At 72.7% G+C, this 22,273-nt stretch carries 16 protein-coding genes and 2 pseudogenes; 5 read left to right on the top strand and 13 right to left on the bottom strand.

Features of this window, described 5'->3' with window-relative positions; translation table 11 throughout:
* The 9 genes and pseudogenes from SSNG_RS43595 to SSNG_RS08050 all read right to left on the bottom strand — a co-directional run.
* Window positions 1-482, bottom strand: a pseudogene (locus SSNG_RS43595) (pseudouridine synthase); the annotation flags it as partial.
* Entirely contained in the window at window positions 482-1,120 is a 639-nt protein-coding gene (scpB, locus tag SSNG_RS08020; RefSeq protein WP_007263304.1) for an SMC-Scp complex subunit ScpB, read from the bottom strand. The gene scpB and the pseudogene SSNG_RS43595, both read right to left, overlap by 1 nt.
* Window positions 1,117-2,202, bottom strand: a complete 1,086-nt coding sequence (locus SSNG_RS08025; protein ID WP_007263305.1) for a segregation/condensation protein A — start codon at window positions 2,200-2,202, stop codon at window positions 1,117-1,119. Before SSNG_RS08025 ends, scpB begins: the two co-directional genes overlap by 4 nt.
* Before the next feature lie 341 nt (window positions 2,203-2,543).
* A pseudogene (locus SSNG_RS43600) lies at window positions 2,544-3,075 on the bottom strand (hypothetical protein).
* On the bottom strand, window positions 3,060-4,220 hold the full coding sequence (locus tag SSNG_RS08030; protein ID WP_125604141.1) for a ParA family protein: 1,161 nt from the start codon (window positions 4,218-4,220) through the stop codon (window positions 3,060-3,062). Before SSNG_RS08030 ends, SSNG_RS43600 begins: the two are co-directional and overlap by 16 nt.
* 326 nt (window positions 4,221-4,546) lie before the next feature.
* Window positions 4,547-5,662 carry an alanine dehydrogenase gene (gene ald, locus SSNG_RS08035; protein ID WP_007263308.1) on the bottom strand — a complete coding sequence of 372 codons (1,116 nt, stop codon included), beginning with the start codon at window positions 5,660-5,662 and terminating at the stop codon, window positions 4,547-4,549.
* A 151-nt stretch (window positions 5,663-5,813) separates the two neighbouring features.
* On the bottom strand, window positions 5,814-7,787 hold the full coding sequence (locus SSNG_RS08040) for a tetratricopeptide repeat protein (protein WP_241695006.1): 1,974 nt from the start codon (window positions 7,785-7,787) through the stop codon (window positions 5,814-5,816).
* A 502-nt stretch (window positions 7,788-8,289) separates the two neighbouring features.
* Window positions 8,290-8,922: an NUDIX hydrolase gene (locus tag SSNG_RS08045; protein WP_042803087.1), complete on the bottom strand. Its 633-nt coding sequence runs from the start codon at window positions 8,920-8,922 to the stop codon at window positions 8,290-8,292.
* Window positions 8,923-9,014: 92 nt separating this feature from the next.
* Entirely contained in the window at window positions 9,015-10,679 is a 1,665-nt protein-coding gene (locus SSNG_RS08050) for a CTP synthase (protein WP_007263311.1), read from the bottom strand.
* Between the two features lie 423 nt (window positions 10,680-11,102).
* Between SSNG_RS08050 and SSNG_RS08055 the strand changes: the two genes are divergently transcribed.
* Window positions 11,103-12,932, top strand: a complete 1,830-nt coding sequence (locus SSNG_RS08055; RefSeq protein ID WP_007263312.1) for a glycoside hydrolase family 15 protein — start codon at window positions 11,103-11,105, stop codon at window positions 12,930-12,932.
* Window positions 12,933-13,001: 69 nt separating this feature from the next.
* Window positions 13,002-14,384 carry an FAD-binding oxidoreductase gene (locus SSNG_RS08060; protein WP_007263313.1) on the top strand — a complete coding sequence of 461 codons (1,383 nt, stop codon included), beginning with the start codon at window positions 13,002-13,004 and terminating at the stop codon, window positions 14,382-14,384.
* Window positions 14,385-14,388: 4 nt separating this feature from the next.
* Here SSNG_RS08060 and SSNG_RS08065 read toward each other — a convergent pair whose 3' ends face one another.
* A complete protein-coding gene (locus SSNG_RS08065) occupies window positions 14,389-16,029 on the bottom strand; it encodes an NAD(P)/FAD-dependent oxidoreductase (protein WP_042800728.1) in 1,641 nt (546 codons plus the stop codon).
* A 14-nt stretch (window positions 16,030-16,043) separates the two neighbouring features.
* Window positions 16,044-17,489, bottom strand: coding sequence for an APC family permease (locus SSNG_RS08070; protein WP_241695210.1), 1,446 nt, complete (start codon window positions 17,487-17,489; stop codon window positions 16,044-16,046).
* Between the two features lie 339 nt (window positions 17,490-17,828).
* On the opposite strand from SSNG_RS08070, the gene SSNG_RS08075 reads away from it, so the two are divergent.
* Both SSNG_RS08075 and SSNG_RS08080 read left to right on the top strand, forming a co-directional pair.
* The gene (locus tag SSNG_RS08075) at window positions 17,829-19,451 is read left to right on the top strand and encodes a PucR family transcriptional regulator (protein ID WP_007263316.1); all 1,623 of its coding nucleotides are present in this window, start codon (window positions 17,829-17,831) and stop codon (window positions 19,449-19,451) included.
* Window positions 19,452-20,140: 689 nt separating this feature from the next.
* Complete coding sequence (locus SSNG_RS08080; protein ID WP_042800729.1) at window positions 20,141-20,398, top strand: PASTA domain-containing protein; 258 nt, start codon at window positions 20,141-20,143, stop codon at window positions 20,396-20,398.
* A gap of 38 nt (window positions 20,399-20,436) precedes the next feature.
* Here the strand turns inward: SSNG_RS08080 and SSNG_RS08085 are convergent, their stop codons facing one another.
* Entirely contained in the window at window positions 20,437-20,751 is a 315-nt protein-coding gene (locus SSNG_RS08085) for a 4a-hydroxytetrahydrobiopterin dehydratase (protein WP_007263320.1), read from the bottom strand.
* 76 nt (window positions 20,752-20,827) lie between these two features.
* Here SSNG_RS08085 and SSNG_RS41955 point away from each other — a divergent pair, with 76 nt between their 5' ends.
* Window positions 20,828-20,968: a hypothetical protein gene (locus tag SSNG_RS41955; protein WP_165364984.1), complete on the top strand. Its 141-nt coding sequence runs from the start codon at window positions 20,828-20,830 to the stop codon at window positions 20,966-20,968.
* A gap of 661 nt (window positions 20,969-21,629) precedes the next feature.
* Here SSNG_RS41955 and SSNG_RS43605 read toward each other — a convergent pair.
* A partial coding sequence (locus SSNG_RS43605) for a glycosyltransferase family 4 protein (RefSeq protein WP_007263321.1) occupies window positions 21,630-22,273 on the bottom strand: 644 nt, incomplete at its 5' end.

Below are 22,273 nucleotides of genomic sequence, written 5' to 3' on the forward strand. Positions count from 1 at the left end.
CCGGGGGTGCGGGAGGGGGTACGGGGACCGCCCTTGGCCCCGCCGCGCGCCGCCGCGCCACGGGCACCGCCGCCACCGGCGCGGGGGCCGCTGCGACCGCTGCGCTCGCCCTCGGGGCCCACGTCGTAGCGGCGCTCCTCGGGGCGCGGGTTGCGGGGACGCTGGGGCGCCTGGTCCCGGTCCCGGTCGCGGGAGCCGCCGGAGGAGCCGCCGCGGTAGCCACCGCCGCCCGAGCCGCTGCCGGAGCCGCCCCGGTAGCCGCCACCGCCGGAGCCGCCGGAGGAGCCGCCCCGGTAGCCGCCACCTCCCGAGCCGCCGGAGGAGCCGCCCCGGTAGCCGCCACCTCCCGAGCCGCCGGAGGAGCCGCCGCGGTAGCCGCCACCGCCGCCGGAGCCGCCGCCGCGGGCGTTACCGCGCCCGCCGCCGCCGCTGCCGCCGCTGTTCCTGTTGCCGCCACCGTTGCCGTTGCCGCTGCTTCGCATCAAAGTTCCGTCGTCTTGTCGTCGTCTACGTCAGTGTCCGGTGCGTCCGGATCGAACGACGGCACACCTTCTTGCGTCTCGGCTTCGATCGCGTCCGCCTCGGGAAGGAAGGGCGCGAGCTCCGGGAGCTCGTCCAGGCCGCGCAGGCCCATCCGCTCCAGAAAGTAGTTCGTCGTCCTGTACAGGATCGCACCTGTTTCGGGTTCCGTGCCCGCCTCGGCCACCAGACCCCGCTGGAGGAGGGTCCGCATGACCCCGTCGCAGTTCACCCCGCGGACCGCCGAGACCCGCGAACGGCTCACCGGCTGGCGGTACGCGACCACCGCCAGGGTCTCCAGGGCCGCCTGGGTGAGCCGGGCCTGCTGCCCGTCCAGGACGAAGGCCTCCACGGCCGCCGCGTACTCGGGCCGGGTGTAGAACCGCCAGCCCCCGGCGACCAGCCGCAGCTCGAAGCCGCGCCGCTGGGCGGTGTACTCGTCGGCGAGCGCGGACAGGGCGTCCGCGACCTCGCGCGGGGTGCGGTCGAGCACCTTCGCGAGGTGCTCGGCGGTCGCGGGCTCGTCCACGACCATCAGCACGGCCTCCAGCGCGCCCTTCAGCTCCAGCCGCTCCCGGTCCCGGTCCCGCACCCCGGTCATTCCGCCACCTCCACGACTCGGTCGAACTCGTCCGTCACCCTCGGCATCCCGTCGCCCTCCCCGCCGCACCAGCGCACGGTGAGCCGCAGCAGCGCCTCGGGCTGGTCCAGGGCCACCGCCTTCTCCCGGTACAGCTCCAGCAGCGCCAGGAACCGGGCGACGACGGTGAGGGTGTCCGGGGCGTCCTCGGTCAGCTCCTGGAACGTCGCCTCGCCGCGCGCCTTGAGCAGGCGTACGACGTGCCCGGCCTGCTCCCGGACGCTGACGAGGGGGGCGTGGATGTGGTCCACGTACACCTGCGGCGCGGCCTTGGGCTGCATGGCCCGCACCGCGAGCCGGGCGAGGCCGTCGGCGCCGACGCTGATGACCACTTCGGGCAGCAGGTCGGCGTGGTGCGGCTCCAGCCCGACGGTCCGGGGGTAGCGCTTTCCCTCCGCCTCGGCGCGGTCCTGGAAGATGGCGGCGATCTGCTTGTACGCCTTGTACTGGAGCAGCCGCGCGAACAGCAGGTCCCGCGCCTCCAGCAGGGCGAGGTCGGCCTCGTCCTCGACCTCGGCGGCGGGCAGCAGGCGGGCGGCCTTGAGGTCGAGCAGGGTGGCGGCGACCACGAGGAACTCGGTGGTCTGGTCGAGGTCCCAGTCGGGGCCCATGGCGCGGATGTGCGCCATGAACTCGTCGGTGACCTTGGAGAGGGCCACCTCGGTGACGTCGAGCTTGTGCCGGGAGATCAGCTGGAGCAGCAGGTCGAAGGGACCCTCGAAGTTGTCGAGCCGCAACGTGAACCGCCCGTCGCCGGCGGCGGGCGCCTGGGCGCCGGGGTCGCCCGGGGACGGTGCACCGGGCCCGCCCGGCCCCGCCGGCGCGGGGCCGGCGGCGCTGTCAGCGGGGCGGGGGGTGGCCTGCGCGGGGTCCGCACCGCCTCCGGGCGGGGCGTCAGGGGCCTGGGGCGCTTCCCCGGCCCCCTGGTCGCTCCCGAGCGGCTCGCGGGCCGCAGCGGGCGCCTCAGGGGCCTCCTGGGCCGCCCCTGGGCCACGGCCCAGGCTCCGGCGGGCCGGGCGGGGGGCGTCTACGTTCGGGGGCATCGCGGTCCAGGGTGGTACGGGGTCACGGCCGAGCGGCCACGACCGCAGCCTAGGCCCTGCCCGGCCGGGTACGCGTCCGCCGCTGCGCGGGACCGTCCCCTCCCCGCCCTTCACCCTCCCCCAGACTCCGTCCGGGGGGACCCCCATGCCTCAAACGCCGGCGGGGCTGTGAACAGCCCCGCCGGCGTTTGAGGCGCGGTTCCGGGGAACGGTGGAAGGGCGGGCAGGGGACCTCGCCCCGCGCAGCGGCACACCCACCCGCAGACGACCCACCGGCCCCGCCCGGGCCCGACGGCCGGAGGCCGGCGCAGAAAAAACGAGCGGCGCGTCAAAAGAACTGGCTAGCGGCCGCGCAGGCGGCGGACCAGGATGCTGGGGTCGCCGCGCGACTCCAGGTCGGAAAGAAAACACCGCGACCGCCTCCCGCACGATGCGACCCCGGTCGACCGCGAGCCCGTGCTCCCCGCGGAGCACCAGGCGGGCGTGCTCCAGGTCCATGAGCTCCTCCGCGGAGACGTAGACCGTGATCTTCTCGTCGTGCCGCTCGCGCCCGCTCGGCCGCCGGTTCGCGCCCCGGCCCGGGCCCTTGCCCTGCCGGGGACCTGCGCTGGCAGAACCTTCCTGCGGCCTGCGCTGCGCGCCCACCGATCCCGCCCCCGGCGCCCCGGCCGCGCCGGGCTCCGCGGCCTCGCGCCCCCGGGTCTCCCCCGTGGCCCGCGTCGTGCCGTCCACCGGTGCTGCCGCGTGCTCCGCTCCCGTACCGCTGCCCGGCGCCTCCTCGGCGCCCCGACGCGGCGAGGACGACTGGAGGGCCATCCCCCCGGTCGTGCGGAACAGTTCGTCGGCTCCGGGCAGACTCACTCGGCGGGACACCGGGCGAGCACCTCCCTGGCCAGCTGGCGATAGGCGGCGGCGCCGACGGAGTTGGACGCGTACGTGGTGATCGGCTCGCCGGCGACCGTGGTCTCCGGGAAGCGCACCGTGCGGCCGATGACCGTGTGGTAGACGTGGTCGTCGAAGGCCTCGACCACGCGCGCGAGCACCTCGCGGCTGTGCACCGTGCGGGAGTCGTACATCGTGGCGAGGATGCCGTCGAGCTCCAGCTCGGGGTTGAGCCGCTCCTGGACCTTCTCGATCGTCTCCGTCAGCAGCGCGACACCGCGCAGCGCGAAGAACTCGCATTCCAGCGGCACGATGACCTTGTGAGCCGCCGTCAGGGCGTTCACCGTCAGCAGGCCGAGCGAGGGCTGACAGTCGATCACGATGTAGTCGTAGTCGGCCATCAGGGGCTTCAGCGCCCGCTGGAGCGTCGACTCGCGCGCGACCTCGCTCACCAACTGCACTTCGGCGGCGGAGAGGTCGATGTTGCTCGGCAGCAGGTCCATGTTGGGGACCGCGGTCTTGAGCAGCACCTCGTCGGCCGACATGCCCCGCTCCATGAGCAGGTTGTAGACCGTCAGGTCGAGTTCCATCGGGTTCACGCCGAGGCCCACGGACAGCGCGCCCTGCGGGTCGAAGTCGACGAGCAGCACGCGGCGCCCGTACTCGGCGAGCGCGGCACCCAGGTTGATGGTCGACGTGGTCTTGCCCACGCCGCCCTTCTGGTTGCACATCGCGATGATCTTCGCCGGACCGTGGTCGGTCAGCGGACCCGGGATCGGGAAGTACGGCAGCGGCCGTCCGGTCGGGCCGATCCGCTCGCGGCGCTGGCGGGCAGCGTCGGGCGCGAGGGTGGCCGCGTACTCGGGGTCGGGCTCGTATTCCGCGTCGGGGTCGTAGAAGTGCCCCTCGGGCACCTGGTCGTAGTCGGCGAAACCAATGGGCGTATCGCCACCGTGGTCGCCGGCCGTGGAGTTCACGTCTAGGCCGTCCATGCTCTTTTGGGGCGTCGTCATGTGCTGGTGGTTTGCGAAGGTGCGGACCGCGACGGAGCCGACAGCTTCGAGCCCGGCAGGACCCTGTCCCCGCTCAGGCGTCCCTGCTCGACCACCTCCAGGAGCAAATGTCGACTCATTCACAAGTCGTCTTACCTCCTCGGACGTGACCAGGACACTTATCGATAGGTCAGCGTTGCACCATGCCGACGGTTGGCGACTCTATGGCGTGTCACCGCCCAGCGGCAACACAATCCGCCGGACCCGGCACGATGTGTCGGCAACCGAACACCACTCTGTCAAGGGCGTGCGCGCTGTCACTGCGAAGTTTCGCGGGTGTGCGAAAGGGTTAAAGGGTTACGTTCGAGGCGAGTTGAGCGGGCTCCGCGGGGCCGCCGCAAACGCGTCCGGCCGGACCTTGCGGGCAAGGTCCGGCCGGATACGTGAGATTGACGTCAGTCGTTGACGGTTCAGCCGAGCAGCGTGCTGAGCTCCAGGGTCTCCAGGCCGTGGGCCTCGGCGACCGGGCCGTAAACGACCTTGCCGTCATGGGTGTTGAGGCCCAGGGCCAGCGCCGGGTCACGGCGCAGCGCCTCGGCCCAGCCGAGGTTCGCGAGCTGCACGATGTACGGCAGGGTCGCGTTCGTCAGGGCGTAGGTGGAGGTGTTCGGAACCGCGCCCGGCATGTTGGCGACGCAGTAGAAGACCGAGTTGTGGACCTGGAAGGTCGGCTCGGCGTGGGTGGTCGGACGGGAGTCCTCGAAGCAGCCGCCCTGGTCGATCGCAATGTCGACAAGGACACTTCCGGGCTTCATCTTGGCGACGAGCTCGTTGGTGACCAGCTTCGGGGCCTTCGCACCCGGGATCAGCACGGCGCCGATGACGAGGTCGGCCTCGACGACGGCCTTCTCCAGCTCGTAGGCGTTGGAGACGATCGTCTTGATCTTCGTGCCGAAGATCTTGTCGGCCTCGCGGAGCTTGTTGATGTCGCGGTCGAGCAGGGTCACGTGGAAGCCCATGCCGATGGCGATCTGCGCCGCGTTCCAGCCGGAGACGCCGCCGCCGATGACCACGCACTCGCCGGCGTGGGTTCCGGGGACGCCGCCGGGGAGGACGCCGCGGCCGCCGGCCGAGCGCATCAGGTGGTAGGCGCCGACCTGCGGGGCCAGGCGGCCCGCGACCTCGGACATGGGGGCGAGCAGCGGGAGCGCGCGGTTGGCGAGCTCGACCGTCTCGTAGGCGATGGCGGTGGTGCCGGACTCCAGCAGGGCGTCCGTGCACTCGCGGGAGGCCGCGAGGTGCAGGTAGGTGAAGAGGGTCTGGTCCTTGCGGAGGCGGTGGTACTCCTCCGCGATGGGCTCCTTGACCTTCAGCAGCAGGTCCGCGGTCTCCCAGACCTCGTCGGCGGTGCCGAGGATCTCGGCACCGGCGGCGACGTACTCGGCGTCCGTGATCGAGGAGCCGACACCGGCGTTCTGCTCGATGAAGACCTGGTGGCCGTTGCGGACCAGCTCATGCACGCCGGCGGGCGTGATGGCGACCCGGAACTCGTTGTTCTTGACCTCGCGGGGGATGCCGACCTTCATCGTCGATCACGGTCCTTGACTCAGGGGATATTACGGGGCACTTCCATACATACCCGCCCACAAGAACGCGCAACGGGATGCACCACTGATGTCGTGGTGAAGCCAGTCTAATGAAGGATGAGTCGCTGTCTAGCCTTGCAAACCAATAATTTCAGTCGGACACACTACGGATTTCGCAGGCTGCGGGGTCGTCGCCCAGCAATCTGTCTGCTGCGGAACGGTGCAGCCTCGCCGCCGCCGGGTCGCCCAGACGGTCCAGCGTGTCGGCCAGCCGGACCTGCAGTGCGGCCTGGAGCCGCTGGTCCCCCGCACGGCGCGCCAGCTCGATGGCCTCGCGGCAGGTGTGCAGGGATTCCTCGGGCCGGCCCGCGTACTCCTGGACCCGTGCCATCTCGCTCAACGCCTTTGCCTGGCCCGGCACATCGGCCAGCCGGCGGTAGCCCGCGGCGGCCGCCCGCCAGCTGCGCAGGGCCTCCCCGTAGCGGCCCGCGTAGGTGTGCACGTTGCCGAGCCGGCCGTAGAGCCTGGCCTCGTCCGCGCGCTCACCGCGCGCCAGGGCGTGGGCGAGGGCTCGGCCGAACCAGTCGGAGGCCCGGGGCCAGTCCGCCAGCTCCTGGTACGCCCCGCCTACGGATTCCATCGCGCGGCCCGTCGCGTACGGGTCCTTCGCGGCCTTCCCGGCACCCAGCGCGGCCCGGTACCGCGCCAGCGCGTCCTGGGTCCGGCCGGTCTCGGCGTCCAGATCGGCCAGGTTCAGCAGGGCGGCGGCCCGCTCCCGGTGCAGGCCGCGCCGCTCGGCCACGTCCAGGACGAGGCGGTGCAGCCCGTACAGCTCGGGGGCGGCCGCGTCGGTGCCCCGGTGCCCGGCCAGCGCCCGGACCAGGGCGGAGACCAGCCTGCGGGCCAGGGTGTCCAGCCCGCCGTCCGCCACGGCCAGGTGCGCGGACGAGGTCAGCGCGGGCAGCCGGGTGTCGAGCCAGGTGGCGGCCGCCCGGCGGTCGGGGAAGCGCAGGGCCCGGGGCGTCCCGTCCAGGTGCTCGCGCAGCAGCCCGTCGTCGTCCTCGTCGGTGTCGGCCATGGCCCGGCACGAGGTGAGCAGCCGTACGGTCCGCTCCAGCATCCGGGCCCGCGCCAGCTGCACCTCGGCGGGGCGCTCCTTGGTCTCCAGCAGGGCCTGGAGGAAGGGCGCGAGGCAGCCGGGGAGCAGGAAGAGGCCGTCCGGGGCGTGCCGTACGAGGCCCAGCGCGGCGAAGTCCTCCAGGGTGGACTGGGCCGCGGCCACCGAGCAGCCGGCCAGGGCCGAGGCGGTGTGCGAGTCGAGGTACCCGGCGGGGGCGAGCGGCAGCAGGTGCAGGGTGCGGCGGGCCGGCTGCGGCAGGGACTCGTACACCAGCCGGAAGGCGCGGCCCAGCGGGCCGGTGGTGCCGGGGGGCATCTCGTGGAGCTGCTTGGCGAGGTCGGCGACGGCGGCCTTGGGGTGGGCGGCGAGCCAGCCGCCGGCCAGGGCGAGCGCCGCGGGCAGCCCCCCGCACTCCTCGGCGAGGGCCTCGGCGGCACGGGGGTCGACGGCGACGCGGGTGTCGCCGATGATCCGGGCGAGCAGGCCGACGGCGGAGGCGGGGTCGAGGCCGCCGAGGGTGCAGGGGCGGACGTCGGGGATCCCGGTGAGCGGGCCCTCGGCGGTGACCACCACCAGGCACTCGGGGGTGTCCGGGAGCAGGGCGTCGACCTGCTGCGGGTCCGCGGCGTCGTCGACGAGCAGGATCGCCCGGCGGTTCTTGAGGGCGTCGCGCAGGGCGGCGCTGAGGTCGTCCTCGCAGGCCCCCGGCGGGGTGCGCTCCCCGAGGCCCTCCAGCAGGGTCCGGACGGCCCGCTCGGTGGCGACGGTCTCCCCGCCGGGCTCGGTGAGCCGCACCCGGAGCAGGCCGTCGGGGTACTGGGGGGCGACCTCGCGCACGAACGCCTCCGCGAGCGCGGTCCGCCCGGACCCGGGCCTCCCTGCGACGAGCAGCACCCGCGCGCGGGGCGCCTTCGCCTTGCGGCCCGAGAGGGTGTCGAGCCCGGTCCGCGCGATGTCCTCGCGCAGCTCCTTGAGCTCACGCCGCCGCCCGACGAAATCCGCCACGGATCCGCTCCTCTCCCTGCCTTCGGGGTGCTGAGCGTAGTTCACGCAGAGCGACGGGCTGCGGGGAGCGCGGCCCGTAGATCGCCCGATCGGATCAGCCGATGGCCGTATTTTTGAACGCGCCGCTCGCGCGGCTCGGCCGCTGGCGGCCTCCCCGGCTTCGCGCCGCTGCGCCGGCCTCCGGCCGTCGGGGCCGGGGCGGGGCCGGTTCGGGTGGCTGGGGCCGGTGGGTCGTGTGCGGGTGGTGGGCCGCTGCGCGGGGCTTGCCCCTCCCCGCCCTTCCACCGTTCCCAGGGGCTCCGCCCCTGACCCCGATACGGCGCTCCGCGCCGGTCGCCTCAAACGCCGGCGGGGCTATGAATAGCCCCGCCGGCGTTTGAGGCGACGGGGGCAAGGGGCGGAGCCCCCAGGAGCGGTCCGGGCGCAGCCCGGGGAACGGGCGAAGGGCGGGGCGGGGAGCAGCCCGCGCAGCGGCAGCCGACCCGCCCGGCCAGGGCAACGGCTACGCCTCGTACGGGCGGGCCGCCCAGGGGGCGTCGGCGGGGCGGAGCGCCGCGAGACCGGCCTCGGAGCCCAGCGCAGCGGTAAGGGCCAGGACCCCCGTGACCAGCGCCGCGTTGCCCAGCTCGCCCGCCAGGATCCCGCGGAGCAGCTCCTCCCGCGCGACCCACTCCACCTGCATGTCGGCCTCCTCCGAGTCCGTCTCCGCGTACCGGTCCCCGTCCGCGTCGGCCACGTCCCGCGCGAGGAAGACCCGGATCGCCTCGTCGGAGCCGCCCGGGGAGGCGAAGAAGTCGGCCAGCACCCGCCAGTCCCCCGCCTTGACGTGCGCCTCCTCGTACAGCTCGCGCTGCGCCGCGTGCAGCGGGTTCTCCCCCGGCACGTCCAGCAGCCCGGCGGGCAGCTCCCACAGCCGGCGCCGCACGGGGTGGCGGTACTGCCGGACCACCAGCACCCGGCCGTCCTCGTCCAGGGCGAGCACGCACACCGACCCCGGGTGCACCTGGTAGTCGCGGCGGGCCACCGAGCCGTCCGGCATCCGCACCTCGTCGGAGTCCACCGCCGTCTTGGCGCCCTGGAAGGGGCGGCTGGTCGACAGCGTCTCCCAGGTCTCCGACGTGTCCTTGATGGCGATCCCCATGGCCAGTGCCCTCCACAACGCGCGACAGCCGGGTACGGATGATCCGTACCCGGCCGTCTACGTTACCGAGCGTCAGCTACCGCGCGTCAGCCCTGCTGCTGGCGCTCCACCGCGGCCTTGACCAGGCCCGCGAAGAGCGGGTGCGGCCGGGTCGGGCGGGAGCGGAGCTCCGGGTGGGCCTGGGTGGCCACCAGGTAGGGGTGGACCTCGCGCGGGTACTCGACGTACTCGACGAGCTTGTTGTCCGGGGAGGTGCCGGAGAAGACCAGGCCGGCCTTCTTCTCCAGCTCGCCGCGGTAGGCGTTGTTGACCTCGTAGCGGTGGCGGTGGCGCTCGTCGACGTACGCGTCGCCGTAGACCTCGCGCACGATCGAGCCCTCGGCCAGCTTGGCCGTGTACATGCCCAGGCGCATGGTGCCGCCCAGGTCTCCCGCGCCCTCGACGAAGGCCAGCTGCTCCTCCATGGTCGAGATGACCGGGTGCGGGGTCGAGGCGTCGAACTCGGTGGAGTTCGCACCCTCGATGCCCGCCAGGTTGCGCGCGGCCTCGATGACCACGCACTGCAGGCCCAGGCACAGGCCCAGCAGCGGGATCTTGTTCTCGCGGGCGTAGGTGATCGCGCCGACCTTGCCGTTGACACCGCGGTCGCCGAAGCCGCCGGGCACGCAGATCGCGTCCACGTCGCCGAGCTGCGCCGCGGCACCGGCCGGGGTCTTGCAGTCGTCGGAGGTGACCCACTTGATCTGGACGCGGGCCTTGTTGGCGAAGCCGCCGGCGCGCAGCGCCTCGGTCACCGACAGGTAGGCGTCGGGCAGGTCGATGTACTTGCCGACGAGCGCGACCTTGACCTCGTGGTCGGGGTTGTGGACGCGGTCCAGCAGGTCCTCCCACACCGTCCAGTCGACGTCGCGGAAGGGCAGGTCGAGCTTGCGCACGACGTACGCGTCCAGGCCCTCGGTGTGCAGCACCTTCGGGATGTCGTAGATCGACTTGGCGTCGATCGCCGCGACGACGGCCGCCTCGTCCACGTCGCACATCAGCGAGATCTTGCGCTTGATGGAGGTGGGGACGTCGCGGTCGGCGCGCAGCACGATCGCGTCGGGCTGGATGCCGATGTTGCGCAGGGCCGCGACGGAGTGCTGGGTGGGCTTGGTCTTCAGCTCGCCGGAGGGGCCGATGTAGGGCAGCAGCGAGATGTGCACGACGAAGACGTTGTCGCGGCCGACCTCGTGGCGGACCTGGCGGACGGTCTCCAGGAACGGCAGCGACTCGATGTCGCCGACCGTGCCGCCGACCTCGGTGATGACGACGTCGACGTCGTCGGTCGCCATGCGGCGGATGCGGTGCTTGATCTCGTTGGTGATGTGCGGGATGACCTGCACGGTGTCACCGAGGTACTCGCCGCGGCGCTCCTTGGCGATGACCGTGTTGTAGACCTGGCCGGTCGTGACGTTGGCCGAGCCGTCGAGGTCGACGTCGAGGAAGCGCTCGTAGTGGCCGATGTCCAGGTCGGTCTCGGCGCCGTCGTTGGTGACGAACACCTCGCCGTGCTGGAAGGGGTTCATCGTGCCGGGGTCGACGTTCAGGTACGGGTCGAGCTTCTGCATCGTGACCCGCAGGCCGCGCGCCTTCAGCAGCGCACCCAGGCTGGAGGCCGTCAGGCCCTTGCCGAGGGACGAAGCGACACCCCCGGTGACGAAGATGTGCTTGGTCGTCATGGCTGCGTTGGTACGAAAAGCAGCGGGCGGCATCGCCAAGAGGGGGCTCCCGTGGTCGCGAGGTGAGGTGCGTCCGGCGACTTCTCCCGTTACCGGGGGTGCCGAAGCTGCGGTTTCGGGGCCCCTGATTCGCACAGGCAGACCACCGGTCCACGGGGTACCAGCCTATCAGCGCCCGGGACGGTCCGCCTCCGGGCGCGCGGCGCGGCGCCCCCCGCGGGTCCTCCGGCCGGCCGTTCCCGCAGGTCACCCGTTTGGCCGAGTGACATTGTCCCGATACTTAAGGAGATCACTAGGGTTCGCTCATAACGTGCTCGGACACTGCTGCACATCGTCGCCGAGCAGTCCGGCAGACGGCGTAACAACGCCGGTTCCGGCAATCTAGGACTCGACGCGGGGATCCCTGCGCACAGGAGACCGCGCGACAGCGCATTGCAAGCGCCCTTCGGGGCGGACGTGGCCGTTCGACTGGAGACCAACGTGTCCGGGCGCATCGAGGATTACGCACTGATCGGGGACATGCAGACCGCGGCGCTGGTCTGCCGGGACGGCTCGGTGGACTGGTTGTGTCTGCCACGTTTCGACTCCCATGCCGTCTTCGCGAGCCTTCTGGGCACCGAGGAACACGGGTTCTGGCGCATCGGCCCGGCGGTCCCCGCGGGTGCGGAGCCGCCCCGGGCCGCCCGCCGGCGCTACCGGGGGGACTCGCTGGTGCTGGAGTCGGAGTGGGACACCCCGCGCGGGACCGTCCGCGTCGTCGACTTCATGCCGCCGCGCGAGGACCACGCGCCGCAGCTGATCCGCATCGTGGAGGGCGTCAGCGGGCGCGTCCCGATGCGCTCGGCGCTGCGGATGCGCTTCAGCTACGGGCGGGTCGTGCCGTGGGTGCACAAGGTGGACGGGCGCACCGTGGCCGTCGCCGGCCCGGACTCGGTCTGGCTGGACTCCGACGCGCAGACGTACGGCAAGGACCTGACGACGTACTCCGACTTCACGGTCGGGCCCGGCGACCGGGTGGCCTTCGCGATCAGCTGGCAGCCCTCCCACAAGGGCGCCCCGGAGACCCCGGACGCGGCGGCGGCGCTGGAGGCGACCAGCGAGTTCTGGCGCGAGTGGGTGGACCTGTGTACGTACCACGGGCCCTACCGGGAGGCGGTGATCCGCTCGCTGATCACCCTCAAGGCGCTCACGTACGCGCCCACGGGCGGGATCGTCGCCGCGCCGACCACCTCCCTCCCGGAGGAGATCGGCGGCGTCCGCAACTGGGACTACCGCTACACGTGGCTGCGCGACGCCGCCATCACCCTGTCCTCGCTGCTGCGCACCGGCTACCGGGGCGAGGCCGCCGCCTGGCGGGACTGGCTGCTGCGCGCGGTGGCCGGCGACCCGGAGAACCTGCAGATCATGTACGGGATCGCCGGCGAGCGCGAGCTGGGCGAGACCGAGCTGGACTGGCTGCCCGGCTACGAGAACTCCGCGCCGGTGCGCGTCGGCAACGGCGCCGCCCACCAGCTCCAGCTCGACGTGTACGGCGAGGTCACCGAGGCCCTGCACCTGGGCCACATGACGGGTCTGGCCCGCAACGACTACGCCTCCGTGCTCCAGCTGAAGCTGATCCGCTACCTGGAGACCCACTGGATGGAGCCGGACGAGGGCATCTGGGAGGTGCGCGGACCCCGCCGCCACTTCGTGCACTCGAAGGTCATGGCGTGGGTGGCCGTGGACCGCACGATCAAGCTGATCGAGAGCGGGGACGCGGACGGCCCGCTGGAACGCTGGCGCGAGATGCGCGACGCGATCCACGCGGACGTGTGCGAGAAGGGCTACGACCCCGAGCGCAACACCTTCACCCAGTCCTACGGGTCGCAGGAGCTGGACGCCTCCCTGCTGCTGATCCCGCAGATGGGCTTCCTGCCGCCCGACGACAAGCGGGTCATCGGCACCATCGAGGCGATCCAGCGCGAGCTGTCGACCCCGGACGGTTTCATCCTGCGCTACCCGACGGCCGGCGAGGAGGCCGGGGTGGACGGCCTGGAGGGCGACGAGGGGGCCTTCCTGGCGTGCTCGTTCTGGATGGCCGACGACCTCGCCATGATCGGCCGGGTCGACGAGGCCCGCCGTCTCTTCGAGAAGCTGCTGGCGCTCCGCAACGACCTGGGGCTGCTGGCGGAGGAGTGGGACCCCAAGCTCCAGCGTCAGGTGGGCAACTTCCCGCAGGCCTTCAGCCACGTTCCGCTGATCGACACGGCACTGCGGCTGACGGCGAGCGGGGCCTACGGCGGCTGACGCGCGGGTCCGGGGCCGCCCGCCTAGCCTGTAAGGGTCCTTTGCCCTTCACGGGAAAGGGGGGTCGCCATGGCGCCCCTCTCGAAGGCGGGCACGGCCCTCGCCGTGCTCCGCGAGGATCTGGCCGGTGACGTCTTCGCCCCGGACGACCCGGGGTACGACGAGGCCCGGACCCTGTTCAACGCGATGATCGACCGCAGGCCGGCGGTGATCGCCCAGTGCGAGGGCGCGTCGGACGTGGTGACGGCGGTGCGGTTCGCCCGCGAGCTGGACCTGCCGATCGCGGTGCGCGGCGGCGGGCACAGCGTGGCGGGGATGTCCCTGAACGACGGCGGCCTGGTCGTGGACCTGCGCCGGATGCACGCGGTGACCGTCCATCCGGCGGCGCGGGCCGCGCACATCGGGGGCGGGGCCGTGATGAGCCACCTGGACCGGGCCTGCGAGCCGTACGGGCTGGCGACCACCGGGGGCCGGGCGTCCACCACCGGCGTGGGCGGCTTCGTCCTGGGCGGGGGCACGGGCTGGCTGGACCGGAAGTTCGGCCTGGCGGTGGACAACCTGCTGGGCGTGGACCTGGTCACCGCCGACGGGGAGCTGCTGCACGTCACGGCGGAGGACCATCCGGACCTGTTCTGGGGGCTGCACGGCGGCGGCGGGAACTTCGGCATCGCGACCTCGCTGACGCTGCGGCTGCACGAGCTGCCGCACATGTCGATCGCGTTCCTGCTGTACCTGCCGGAGCGCGGCCCGGAGGTGGTGCGCACCTTCCGGGACGTCATCGAGTCGGGTCCGCCGGAGGCGGGCGGCGGCGCGATCTACATGACGGCGCCGCCCGAGGAGTTCGTCCCGCCGCACCTGGTGGGGCTGCTGGTGGCGGGCGTGCTGCTGACGTACGCGGGCCCGGAGGAGGGGCTGCGCAAGCTGGCGGAGCCGCTGCTGGCGATCCCGCACGAGGTGGAGATGGTCACGCCGATCCCGTACGCCGACCTCCAGTGCATGATCGACGACCCGCCGGGCCTCCGTAACTACTGGTCGGCCGAGTACCTGACCGGTGCGCCGGACGCGTTCGTGGACGCGTTCTGCGCACGGGCCGGCTCGATGCCGGTGCCGACGGGCACCCAGCACGTGCTGTTCCCGCAGGGCGGGGCCATCGCCTCCGGCCCGGCCGACTACCCGGTCCCCTACCGCGACGCGCCCTGGGCGGTGCACCCGTACGGGATGTGGGAGGACCCGGCCGACGACGACCGGGTCCGGGAGTGGGTCAGGGAGGTCCGCGCCGACGCCCGGCCGTGGAGCACCGGCGCGGTGTACCTCAACTTCACCGGGGACGAGGGCGCGGACCGGGTGGTGGCCGGCATGGGCGCCGGGAACATGCGGCGCCTGGGCGAGCTGAAGCGGCGTCACGACCCGGACAACGTCTTCCGCTTCAACCACAACATCAAGCCCCTGTGAGGCGTCAGGCGAGGGCGGCGATCACCTCCCGGGCGGCCCGCTCGCCCTCGGTGGCGCCGCCCTCCATGAAGCCCTGGAAGTCGTAGCTGCAGTGCTCGCCGCCGATGTGGATCCGGCCCTGCGCGGTGCCCTCGTACTTGGCGTAGCGGTGCAGGTAGCCGGTCGGCCAGTACGAGTACGCGCCGAGGGAGTACGGGTTGCGGTGCCAGGCGGAGAGCTGGGCGCGGCCGGTCCAGGCCGCCTTGGTGCCGGGGTAGAAGGAGTCGATGCCGGTGAGCATCCGGCCCGCGAGGGCGCGTACGTAGGGGTCGGAATCGGTGGCGAAGGGGCTGCCCGGGGTGAGCGAGCCGGCCAGGGTGCCGCCGCCGTACTGGAGCAGGATGCCCCCGTTGCCCGGCTGGACCTTGGTGGTGTCCCAGGTCTGCTGGACGTCCAGGTCGGTGAAGCAGTCGCCGGCCGACACCCCCGGCCAGGGGCCCCTGCCGCGCCAGGGGCGGCTGGTGAACTGCATGTTGAGCTTGGTGCAGTAGCCCATGCGGGCGTCCCGCAGGAGGTTCTTCATCAGCGGGTCGAAGCCGGCCTGGGAGGTGTCGATGCGCTGGAGGACCGGCAGCGGCACGCACAGGAGGGTGTGGTCGGCGACGGCGGTGCGGGTGGCGCCGGAGTCGTCGAAGGTGAGGGTCTGGGTGCCGTCGGCGTTGGCGCGTACGGCGAGCAGCGAGCGGCCCATGACGAGCGTGCCGGGGGCGAGGGCGGCGGCGATGGCGTTCGGGAGGCGGTCGTTGCCGCCGACCACGTGGTAGCGCTCGTTGGACAGGCCCCAGACGTTGAAGTTGCCGGGGTTGGGCTGGTAGCCCATCAGGAGGACCAGGGCGAGGGCGGACTGCTGGTCCGTGTCGGCGCCGTACTCGACGTTGTAGGCCACGTCGATGAACCGGCCGAGCTGCGAGCCGTGGCCGCCCGGGATCCGGGTCTCGATCCACTCGTACAGGGTCATGTCGTCGAGGGCGGTCCCGGCGGGGGTGGAGCTGTTCCAGCTGACCTCGCCGGCTTCCTGGAGGTCGCGGCGCAGCGCCTGGTAGACGGCCTTGAAGTCCTCGTCGGCCTGGGTTCGGGAGTAGTACGTCCCGTTGAACCAGAGGACTTCCTCGGCGCCGTTCGGGCCGCCGCCGAGGAAGTCCTCGACGGGCAGGTCGAAGCGGCGGCACAGTTCCAGGATCTTCTTGTGGCTGGTGTCGATCAGCTCGCCGCCGATCTCGGAGGTCTGTCCGTACGCCCACAGGGAGCGCTGGGTCCACATGCGGCCGCCGACGCGGGCCGGGTTGGCCTCGTAGAGGGTGCAGGGGATGCCCGCGTCCTGGAGGGTGAGCGCGGCGGTGAGGCCGGAGATCCCGGCGCCGACGACGGCGACGCGGGCCGGGGCCGCGGGCTTCTTCGCGGGGGCGCTGTCAGCGGCGTACGCGGTGGCGGTGGCGGCCGTCGCGGAGGAGGCGAGGGCGGTGCCCAGGCCGAGCGCGGCGGCTCTGGAGAGGAGTTCGCGGCGGGTGGAGCCGCGTACCTCGGCGACGGGCAGCCGCAGCCGGCGGGCGGCGGAGTGCTCGGCGGCGAGCCGCTGGAGCGCGTTCATCAGGGGCGTACGGGCCATGGCGGTGGCTCCTTCTAGACGTTCGCGGCGGAGGGGCTGGAGTCGCCGGCGGGCTCGTCGGCGCGTTCGGCGGAGTCCTCCAGGACGACCCGGCCGATGACCTCGTAGCGGGCGGGGGCCTTGAACTTCAGCCAGAGGCCGAGTCCGAGCCCGCCGAAGAAGACGGACCCGACGATCCACGGGATCAGCGTGAAGAAGAACGAGTCGGCGGCGAGCCCGGCCGCCGTCCTCATGTTGACCAGCAGCAGGACGACCACGGCGGCCATGGCGATGCCCCCGGCCAGCGGGGCCGTGAAGGTGCGGAACCAGTGCCGGTCCTCGGGGTGGTTCTTGCGGAAGTAGCCGATCACCGCGAAGGAACAGAGGGTCTGCACGATGAGGATCGCCATCGTGCCGAGGATCGCGAGCAGCGTGTACAGGTGGATGTACGGGTCCTGCCCGGTCAGCCAGAACAGCCCGACCAGGCCGGTGGCGATGGCCGTCTGCACCAGGGAGGAGACGTACGGGGACCCGTGCTCGGCGTGCGTACGGCCGAGGGCCGGGTGCAGGAAGCCCTCGCGGCCGATCGCGTAGAGGTAGCGGGCGGCGCACTGGTGGAAGGCCATCCCGCAGGCGAAGGAGCCGGTGAGCAGCAGCCACTGGAAGGCGTCGACGGCCCAGGCGCCGATGAAGGTGTGGGTGGGGGCGAAGAAGAGGTCGAGGGGGTTCGTGGAGGCGGAGAGTTCCACGGACGTGGAGAGGCCGTTGCCGGCGATGGTCATCCAGGAGACGTAGATGTAGAAGAGGCCCACTCCGACGACGGAGATGATGGTGGCCTTGGGGATGACCCGCTTGGGGTCGCGGGACTCCTCGCCGTACATCGCGGTGGACTCGAAGCCGACCCAGGACCAGAAGGCGAAGAAGAGGCCGAGTCCGGCGGAGGTGCCGGTGAAGGCGTTCTTCGGGTTGACCGGTTCGAGGGGGATCCCGTCGGGGCCGCCGCCCGCGATCAGCACGGCGGTGGCCACGGCGAAGAGGACCGCGATCTCCGCGACGAGCATCACGCCGAGGGCCTTGGCGGTGAGGTTGATGTCGAAATGGGCGAGGACGGCGGTGACGGCGAGCATGGCGGCCGCGTAGAGGATCCACGGCAGGTCCACGCCGAGCTGGTCGTGGACGGTCGTCTTCGCGAAGTAGGAGAAGACGCCGACGATCGAGGCCTCGAAGACGATGTACGCGAGGACGGCGAGCATCCCGGAGGCCATGCCGGCGATGCGGCCGAGGCCGTGCGAGATGTACCCGTAGAAGGCGCCGGCGGCGGTGATCCGTTTGGCCATGGCCACGTAGCCGACCGCGAAGACGGTGAGGACGACGGTCGCGAAGAGGTACCCGGCGGGGGCGCCGGTGCCGTTGCCGAAGCCGACCGCGATGGGGAGGTTGCCGGTCATGGCGGTGATCGGCGCGGCGGTGGCGACCGCCATGAAGACGACGCCGACGAGGCCGACGGAGTTGGCCTTCAGTCGCTGGACCGGGGGTGTGGCCCCGGTGGCCCCGGTGGCGGTGGTGGCGGCGGGCGGTGGCGTGGCGCTGGCTCTGCTCATGGGTCCTCGTTCCTGCTTTCTGGTCTGTCGTGCCGGCCTGTTTCCCTGCTCTGTCCGAGGGCCGACACTCTCCACCGGCGTGACGCACACCACAATCGGCACGCGGTCCGATAATCTTCTTGCCGGAGCGACGAGTTGTCGGTCCGGACGGGGGTCATATCGGACTCCGTAACCGCCCGGTGATGTGCGCGGAACAGGGCGGCCGGTAGCGTCCGCGATATGGACAACCAGGGCGGAATCACGGTTCAGCGGGCACTTGAGCTGCCGGGGCTGCGCGGCGGGCTCCCGGAGGTCGTCGCCTGCGCCGACCGGCTGGGACGGACCGTCCGCTGGGTGCACGCCGGCGAGGTGCCGAACATCGCCTCACTGCTCAAGGGCGGCGAACTGCTGCTGACCACCGGGCTCGGACTGGGCACGCGGCCGGCCGAGCAGCGCGCCTTCGTACGCCGCCTCGCGGACCGGGGCATCGCCGCGCTGGTCGTGGAACTGGGCCCGCGCTTCAGCCGGCTGCCCGCCACCATCGTCGAGACGGCCAAGGCCGCCGGACTGCCGCTCGTCCAACTCCACCGCGAGGTCCCCTTCGTGACGGTGACGGAGGAGGTCCACACCGAGATCGTCAACGGGCACTACGCCCTGCTCCAGCGCGCCGAGGAGGTCCACCGGCGCTGCACGGAGGCCCTGCTGGGCGGCGGCGGGATCCCGCAGGTGCTCCGCATCCTGGCCGACTTCACCGGCAACCCCGTCTTCCTGGAGACCCCGGACGGCCAACTCCTCTACGCGGCCGGACCGGTGGCCGGGGAGGCGGCGGCGGACCCGCTCCAGGTGTGGGAGGGGCTGCGCGGCCAGCGCGCGGCCGAACCGTCGGCGAACGCCGTCGTGGTCGACGTACCGGGCGGCGGCCACGGCACCGGGTCGGTCCGGGCGCGGGTCGTCCTGGTCGGGGTCTCGGCGCCGCTGCTGCCGGTGCACCGGATGGCGGCGGAGCGCACGGCGGGGGTCCTCGCGGTGGTGCTGATGCAGGCCCGGCAGGAGGAGGAGCTGGCCGCGCGCGGCCGGGGGGACTTCCTCACGGACCTGGCCGAGGGCCGGATCTCGGCGGAGGACGCCCCGGCGCAGGCCCGGGTCCTCGGCTTCCGGCCGGGGACGGGGCCGCTGCTGCCGATCGTGATGCGGCTCTCCACGGAGCTGGGGGCCTCGGGGAACTGGGCGGTGCTGGCCCGGGCGGTACTGGAGGAGCTGTCCTCGGTCGGGGTACCGGTACTGCTCGGCGTCCGCCCGGTCGAGGGCCGGGTACCGCTGCTGGTCTCCCTGCGCGCCGAGTCGGAACGCACGGCCGTCGCCGACCGGGTCGCCGCCGCACTGCGGGCCGGCGTCGAACGGGCCGGCCTCGACCGGGCCTCCGCCCCGCCGGCCGTGGTCGTCGGCGTCGCGGGCGGCTGGGCGGCCGCCTCCTCGGGCCTGCGGCACGCCGCCGAGACCGCCACCGCCGCCCACGGCCTGCCAGCCCGGCCCTGGTACGACGCCCGCCGCCTGGACATCGACCTGCTGCTGTGGCGGCTGCGCGAGCACCCCGACCTGGCGGCGTTCGTGGACCGCGCGATCGGCGCCCTGCGGGTCCACGACGCCGCGTCCCGCCCCCCGCTCCTGCCCACCCTGGAGACGTACCTGGCCCACGCGGGCCGCAAGGCCGAGACCGCCCGCGAGCTCCACCTGAACCGCCAGACCTTGTACAACCGCCTGGCCCGCATCTCGGAACTCCTGGGCACCGACCTGGACGACCCCGAAACGGTCCTCTCCCTCAGCCTGGCCCTCCGGGCCCGACGGCACACGGCTTCGTCGTGAGGGTGGGGGTGGTGGGGTGGTCGCGGCGTGGCGCGGGCCGGCTATCTCCCCCTCGACCCCCCGGGCCCGGTCGGTGTTTGCCCACCCGCCCCCTTGTCTGCGGGCCGGTGGCCGGGTAGGCGGTGTCCCCTCGGGCGGTCTCAGAGCCGGTTGGGGGCTTCCCGTCAGTCCCATCGTCCTTCCGGTTCGGGCCGGTCCCTCAAGGGCGCTCCTTCGTCGCGTCGCTACGCGATCGCCCTCGGCGACCCTTGACCGACCGACCCGAACCGGAAAGCCGAAAGACTGCCGGGAAACCCCCAAAGAAACGGCACGGTCCAGAGGAGCAGGGACGGGCATCTCAGCGACGAGACGAGGGGCCGGGAGCCGGCCCGCCGGGCATCCGGGCCCCAAGAGTCCAAATCCGGAGCCGGTGCGCGACTACCCGCACGAGAAGGCGAACAGACCAGCCCGGGGAGCCGACAGGCGCAACAGATCGCTACGCGCTCCTCCCGGCTTGGCGTCCGGCGACCGCCTTGGGCTGATACCCGCACCAGAGGGCGAACAGAACAGCCCAGGAAGCCGACAGGCGCGACAGATCGCTACGCGCTCCTCTGGTCTCGGCGGCCGGCGGCCGTCTTGGCCTGGTGTGGATGGAGCTCTACGGTCGTGGTCGGCAGGTCGCCCGGGACCTGCCACGGGGAGGGCGGGCCATGAGCTGGACGGGGCCGAGTACTGCTGACGAAGTGACGGTTCCCGATGTCGTCGGGCTGTTCGTGACCCAGGCGCGGAAGGTCGCGTGGGAGGCGGGGGTGGTCATCGCCGCTGCTGATCCGGACGGGCCGCCAGTGGCGGCGCTGACTTGGCCCGGGGTATGGGTCGTCACGGCACAGACCCCCGGTCCCGGAGCTCGGATGCGCCGCTTTGGCTCGCTGGTGATCGAGTTCAGGAAGGTCGCCGACGGCGATTGACCGGTAATCGCATCCGCCACTGCCGTGAAGTGGCTGGGTCAGTCCAGGGGGAGGGACTGGTGGGCGGCGACGATCGCGTCGATGCGGTGGGCGAGGTCGAAGTCGGCTGCGGTGAGGCGGTGACCGGCGTCGTGGGTGGTGATCGTCGCCCGCAGGCGGTCGATCCGCAGGTCGAGGTCCGCGTGGTGCTGGATGCGCCTGGACCGGTCGGCGATGGTGACGATGGCTGCCACGGCAGCGTGGTAGCGGATCTCGTAGGTGCGGGTGATCTCGTCGCCCTTGCGTTCCCAGCCGGGTAGTCCGGCGAGGTTCTCGGCGATCTGCTCGTCGGTCAGGACCATCGGTACGCCCATGTCAGCTCCCCTTGCCAACCGGCGCCAGGACGCGGGCCAACAGGCCGTCGGCGGTGTCGATGGCCATCATCTCGGCATGACGACGAACAGCGCAGAGGAACGCCCCGAGTTGCAGGGATGCTGCCGTCCCAGCCCCGGACTGATCGACCGCGCCGAAGCCGGGTGGGCAAGGTTCCTGCACAGCGCACCCGAAGAACCGGAGCAGGACGATGAGTGAGCAGTACGAGTACGTTCCCCACCGCCGCCGCCAACGTCGAACCTGCCCCGGACCAGCCACGGGCGGCCGTCGGCCGCCGAGACCAGAGAAGCGCGTAGCGATCTGGCGCGCCTGTCGGCTTCCTGAGCTGCCCTGTTCGCCTTTTGGTGCGGGTATCGGCCACAGGCGGTCGCCGGACGCCAAGAAATGAGGAGCGCGTAGCGATCTGTCGCGTCTTGGGGCTTCCTGGGCGGTCTGTTCGCCTTCTCGTGCGGGTAGTCGCGCCCCGGCTCGGAATCTCGACTCTTGGGGGCCCGGATGCCCGGCGGGCCGGCCCCCGGCACCGCGCCTGGTCCCTGAGACGCCCGTCCCTGCTCCTCTGGACCGTGCCGTTTCTTTGGGGGTTTCCCGGCAGTCTTTCGGCTTTCCGGTTCGGGTCGGTCGGTCAAGGGTCGCCGAAGGCGATCGCGTAGCGACGCGACGAAGGAGCGCCCTTGAGGGACCGGCCCGAACCGGAAGGACGATGGGACTGACGGGAAACCCCCAACCCTCCCTGAGACCGTCCGAGGGGGTACCGCCCCCGGCCACCGGCCCGCAGACGAGGGGGCGGGTGGGCAAACACCGACCGGGCCCGGGGGGTCGAGGGGGAGATAGCGGGCCCGCGCGGCAGCACGTCAGCCCGTCACGAGATCGGCCGGTCCATCAGTTCGTCGTACACCGCCAGGACCTGCGCCACCGTGTCGTCCTCCGACGGCCACGTAGCCGCCTGTGCGCGGCCCGCCACCGCGAGGGCGGCGCGGCGGTCCGGGTCGTCCAGGAGGGCGGCCACCGCGCCGGCCAGGGCGCCCGAGTCGCCGTAGGGGACCAGGACGGCCGCGTCGCCGACCAGTTCCGGGACGGCGCCGACCTCGGTGGCCACCAGGGCCACGCCCGCCCGCAGGGCCTCCTGCGCCAGCAGGGAGCGGCCCTCCCAGCGGCTGGGGAGGACGGCGACGTCCGCCGCCGCCAACAGGCGGTCGGCGTCGCGGCGGCGGCCCAGCAGCCGGACCGGGAGGCCCTCCTCCGCGATGCGCCGGGTCAGCTCGGGCCGCAGCGGCCCCTCCCCCGCGATCACCAGCAGGGGCAGCGGCTCCATGACCCGCCATGCCCGTGCCGCGTCCAGCAGGACGGAGTACCCGCGCCGCGCCACCAGGCTGCCGACCGCGATGATCAGCGGCCTCTCCACCGCGCCGAGTTCCGCCCGGGTCTTGCCGGCGTCGGGCGGCGCCGCCGCGGCCGGTACAGGCCACCGCCGCGAGCCGCGCGTCCCGCGCCCCGCGCCGGCGC

This window comes from Streptomyces sp. C (assembly GCF_000158895.1).
Classification (GTDB): domain Bacteria; phylum Actinomycetota; class Actinomycetes; order Streptomycetales; family Streptomycetaceae; genus Streptomyces; species Streptomyces racemochromogenes.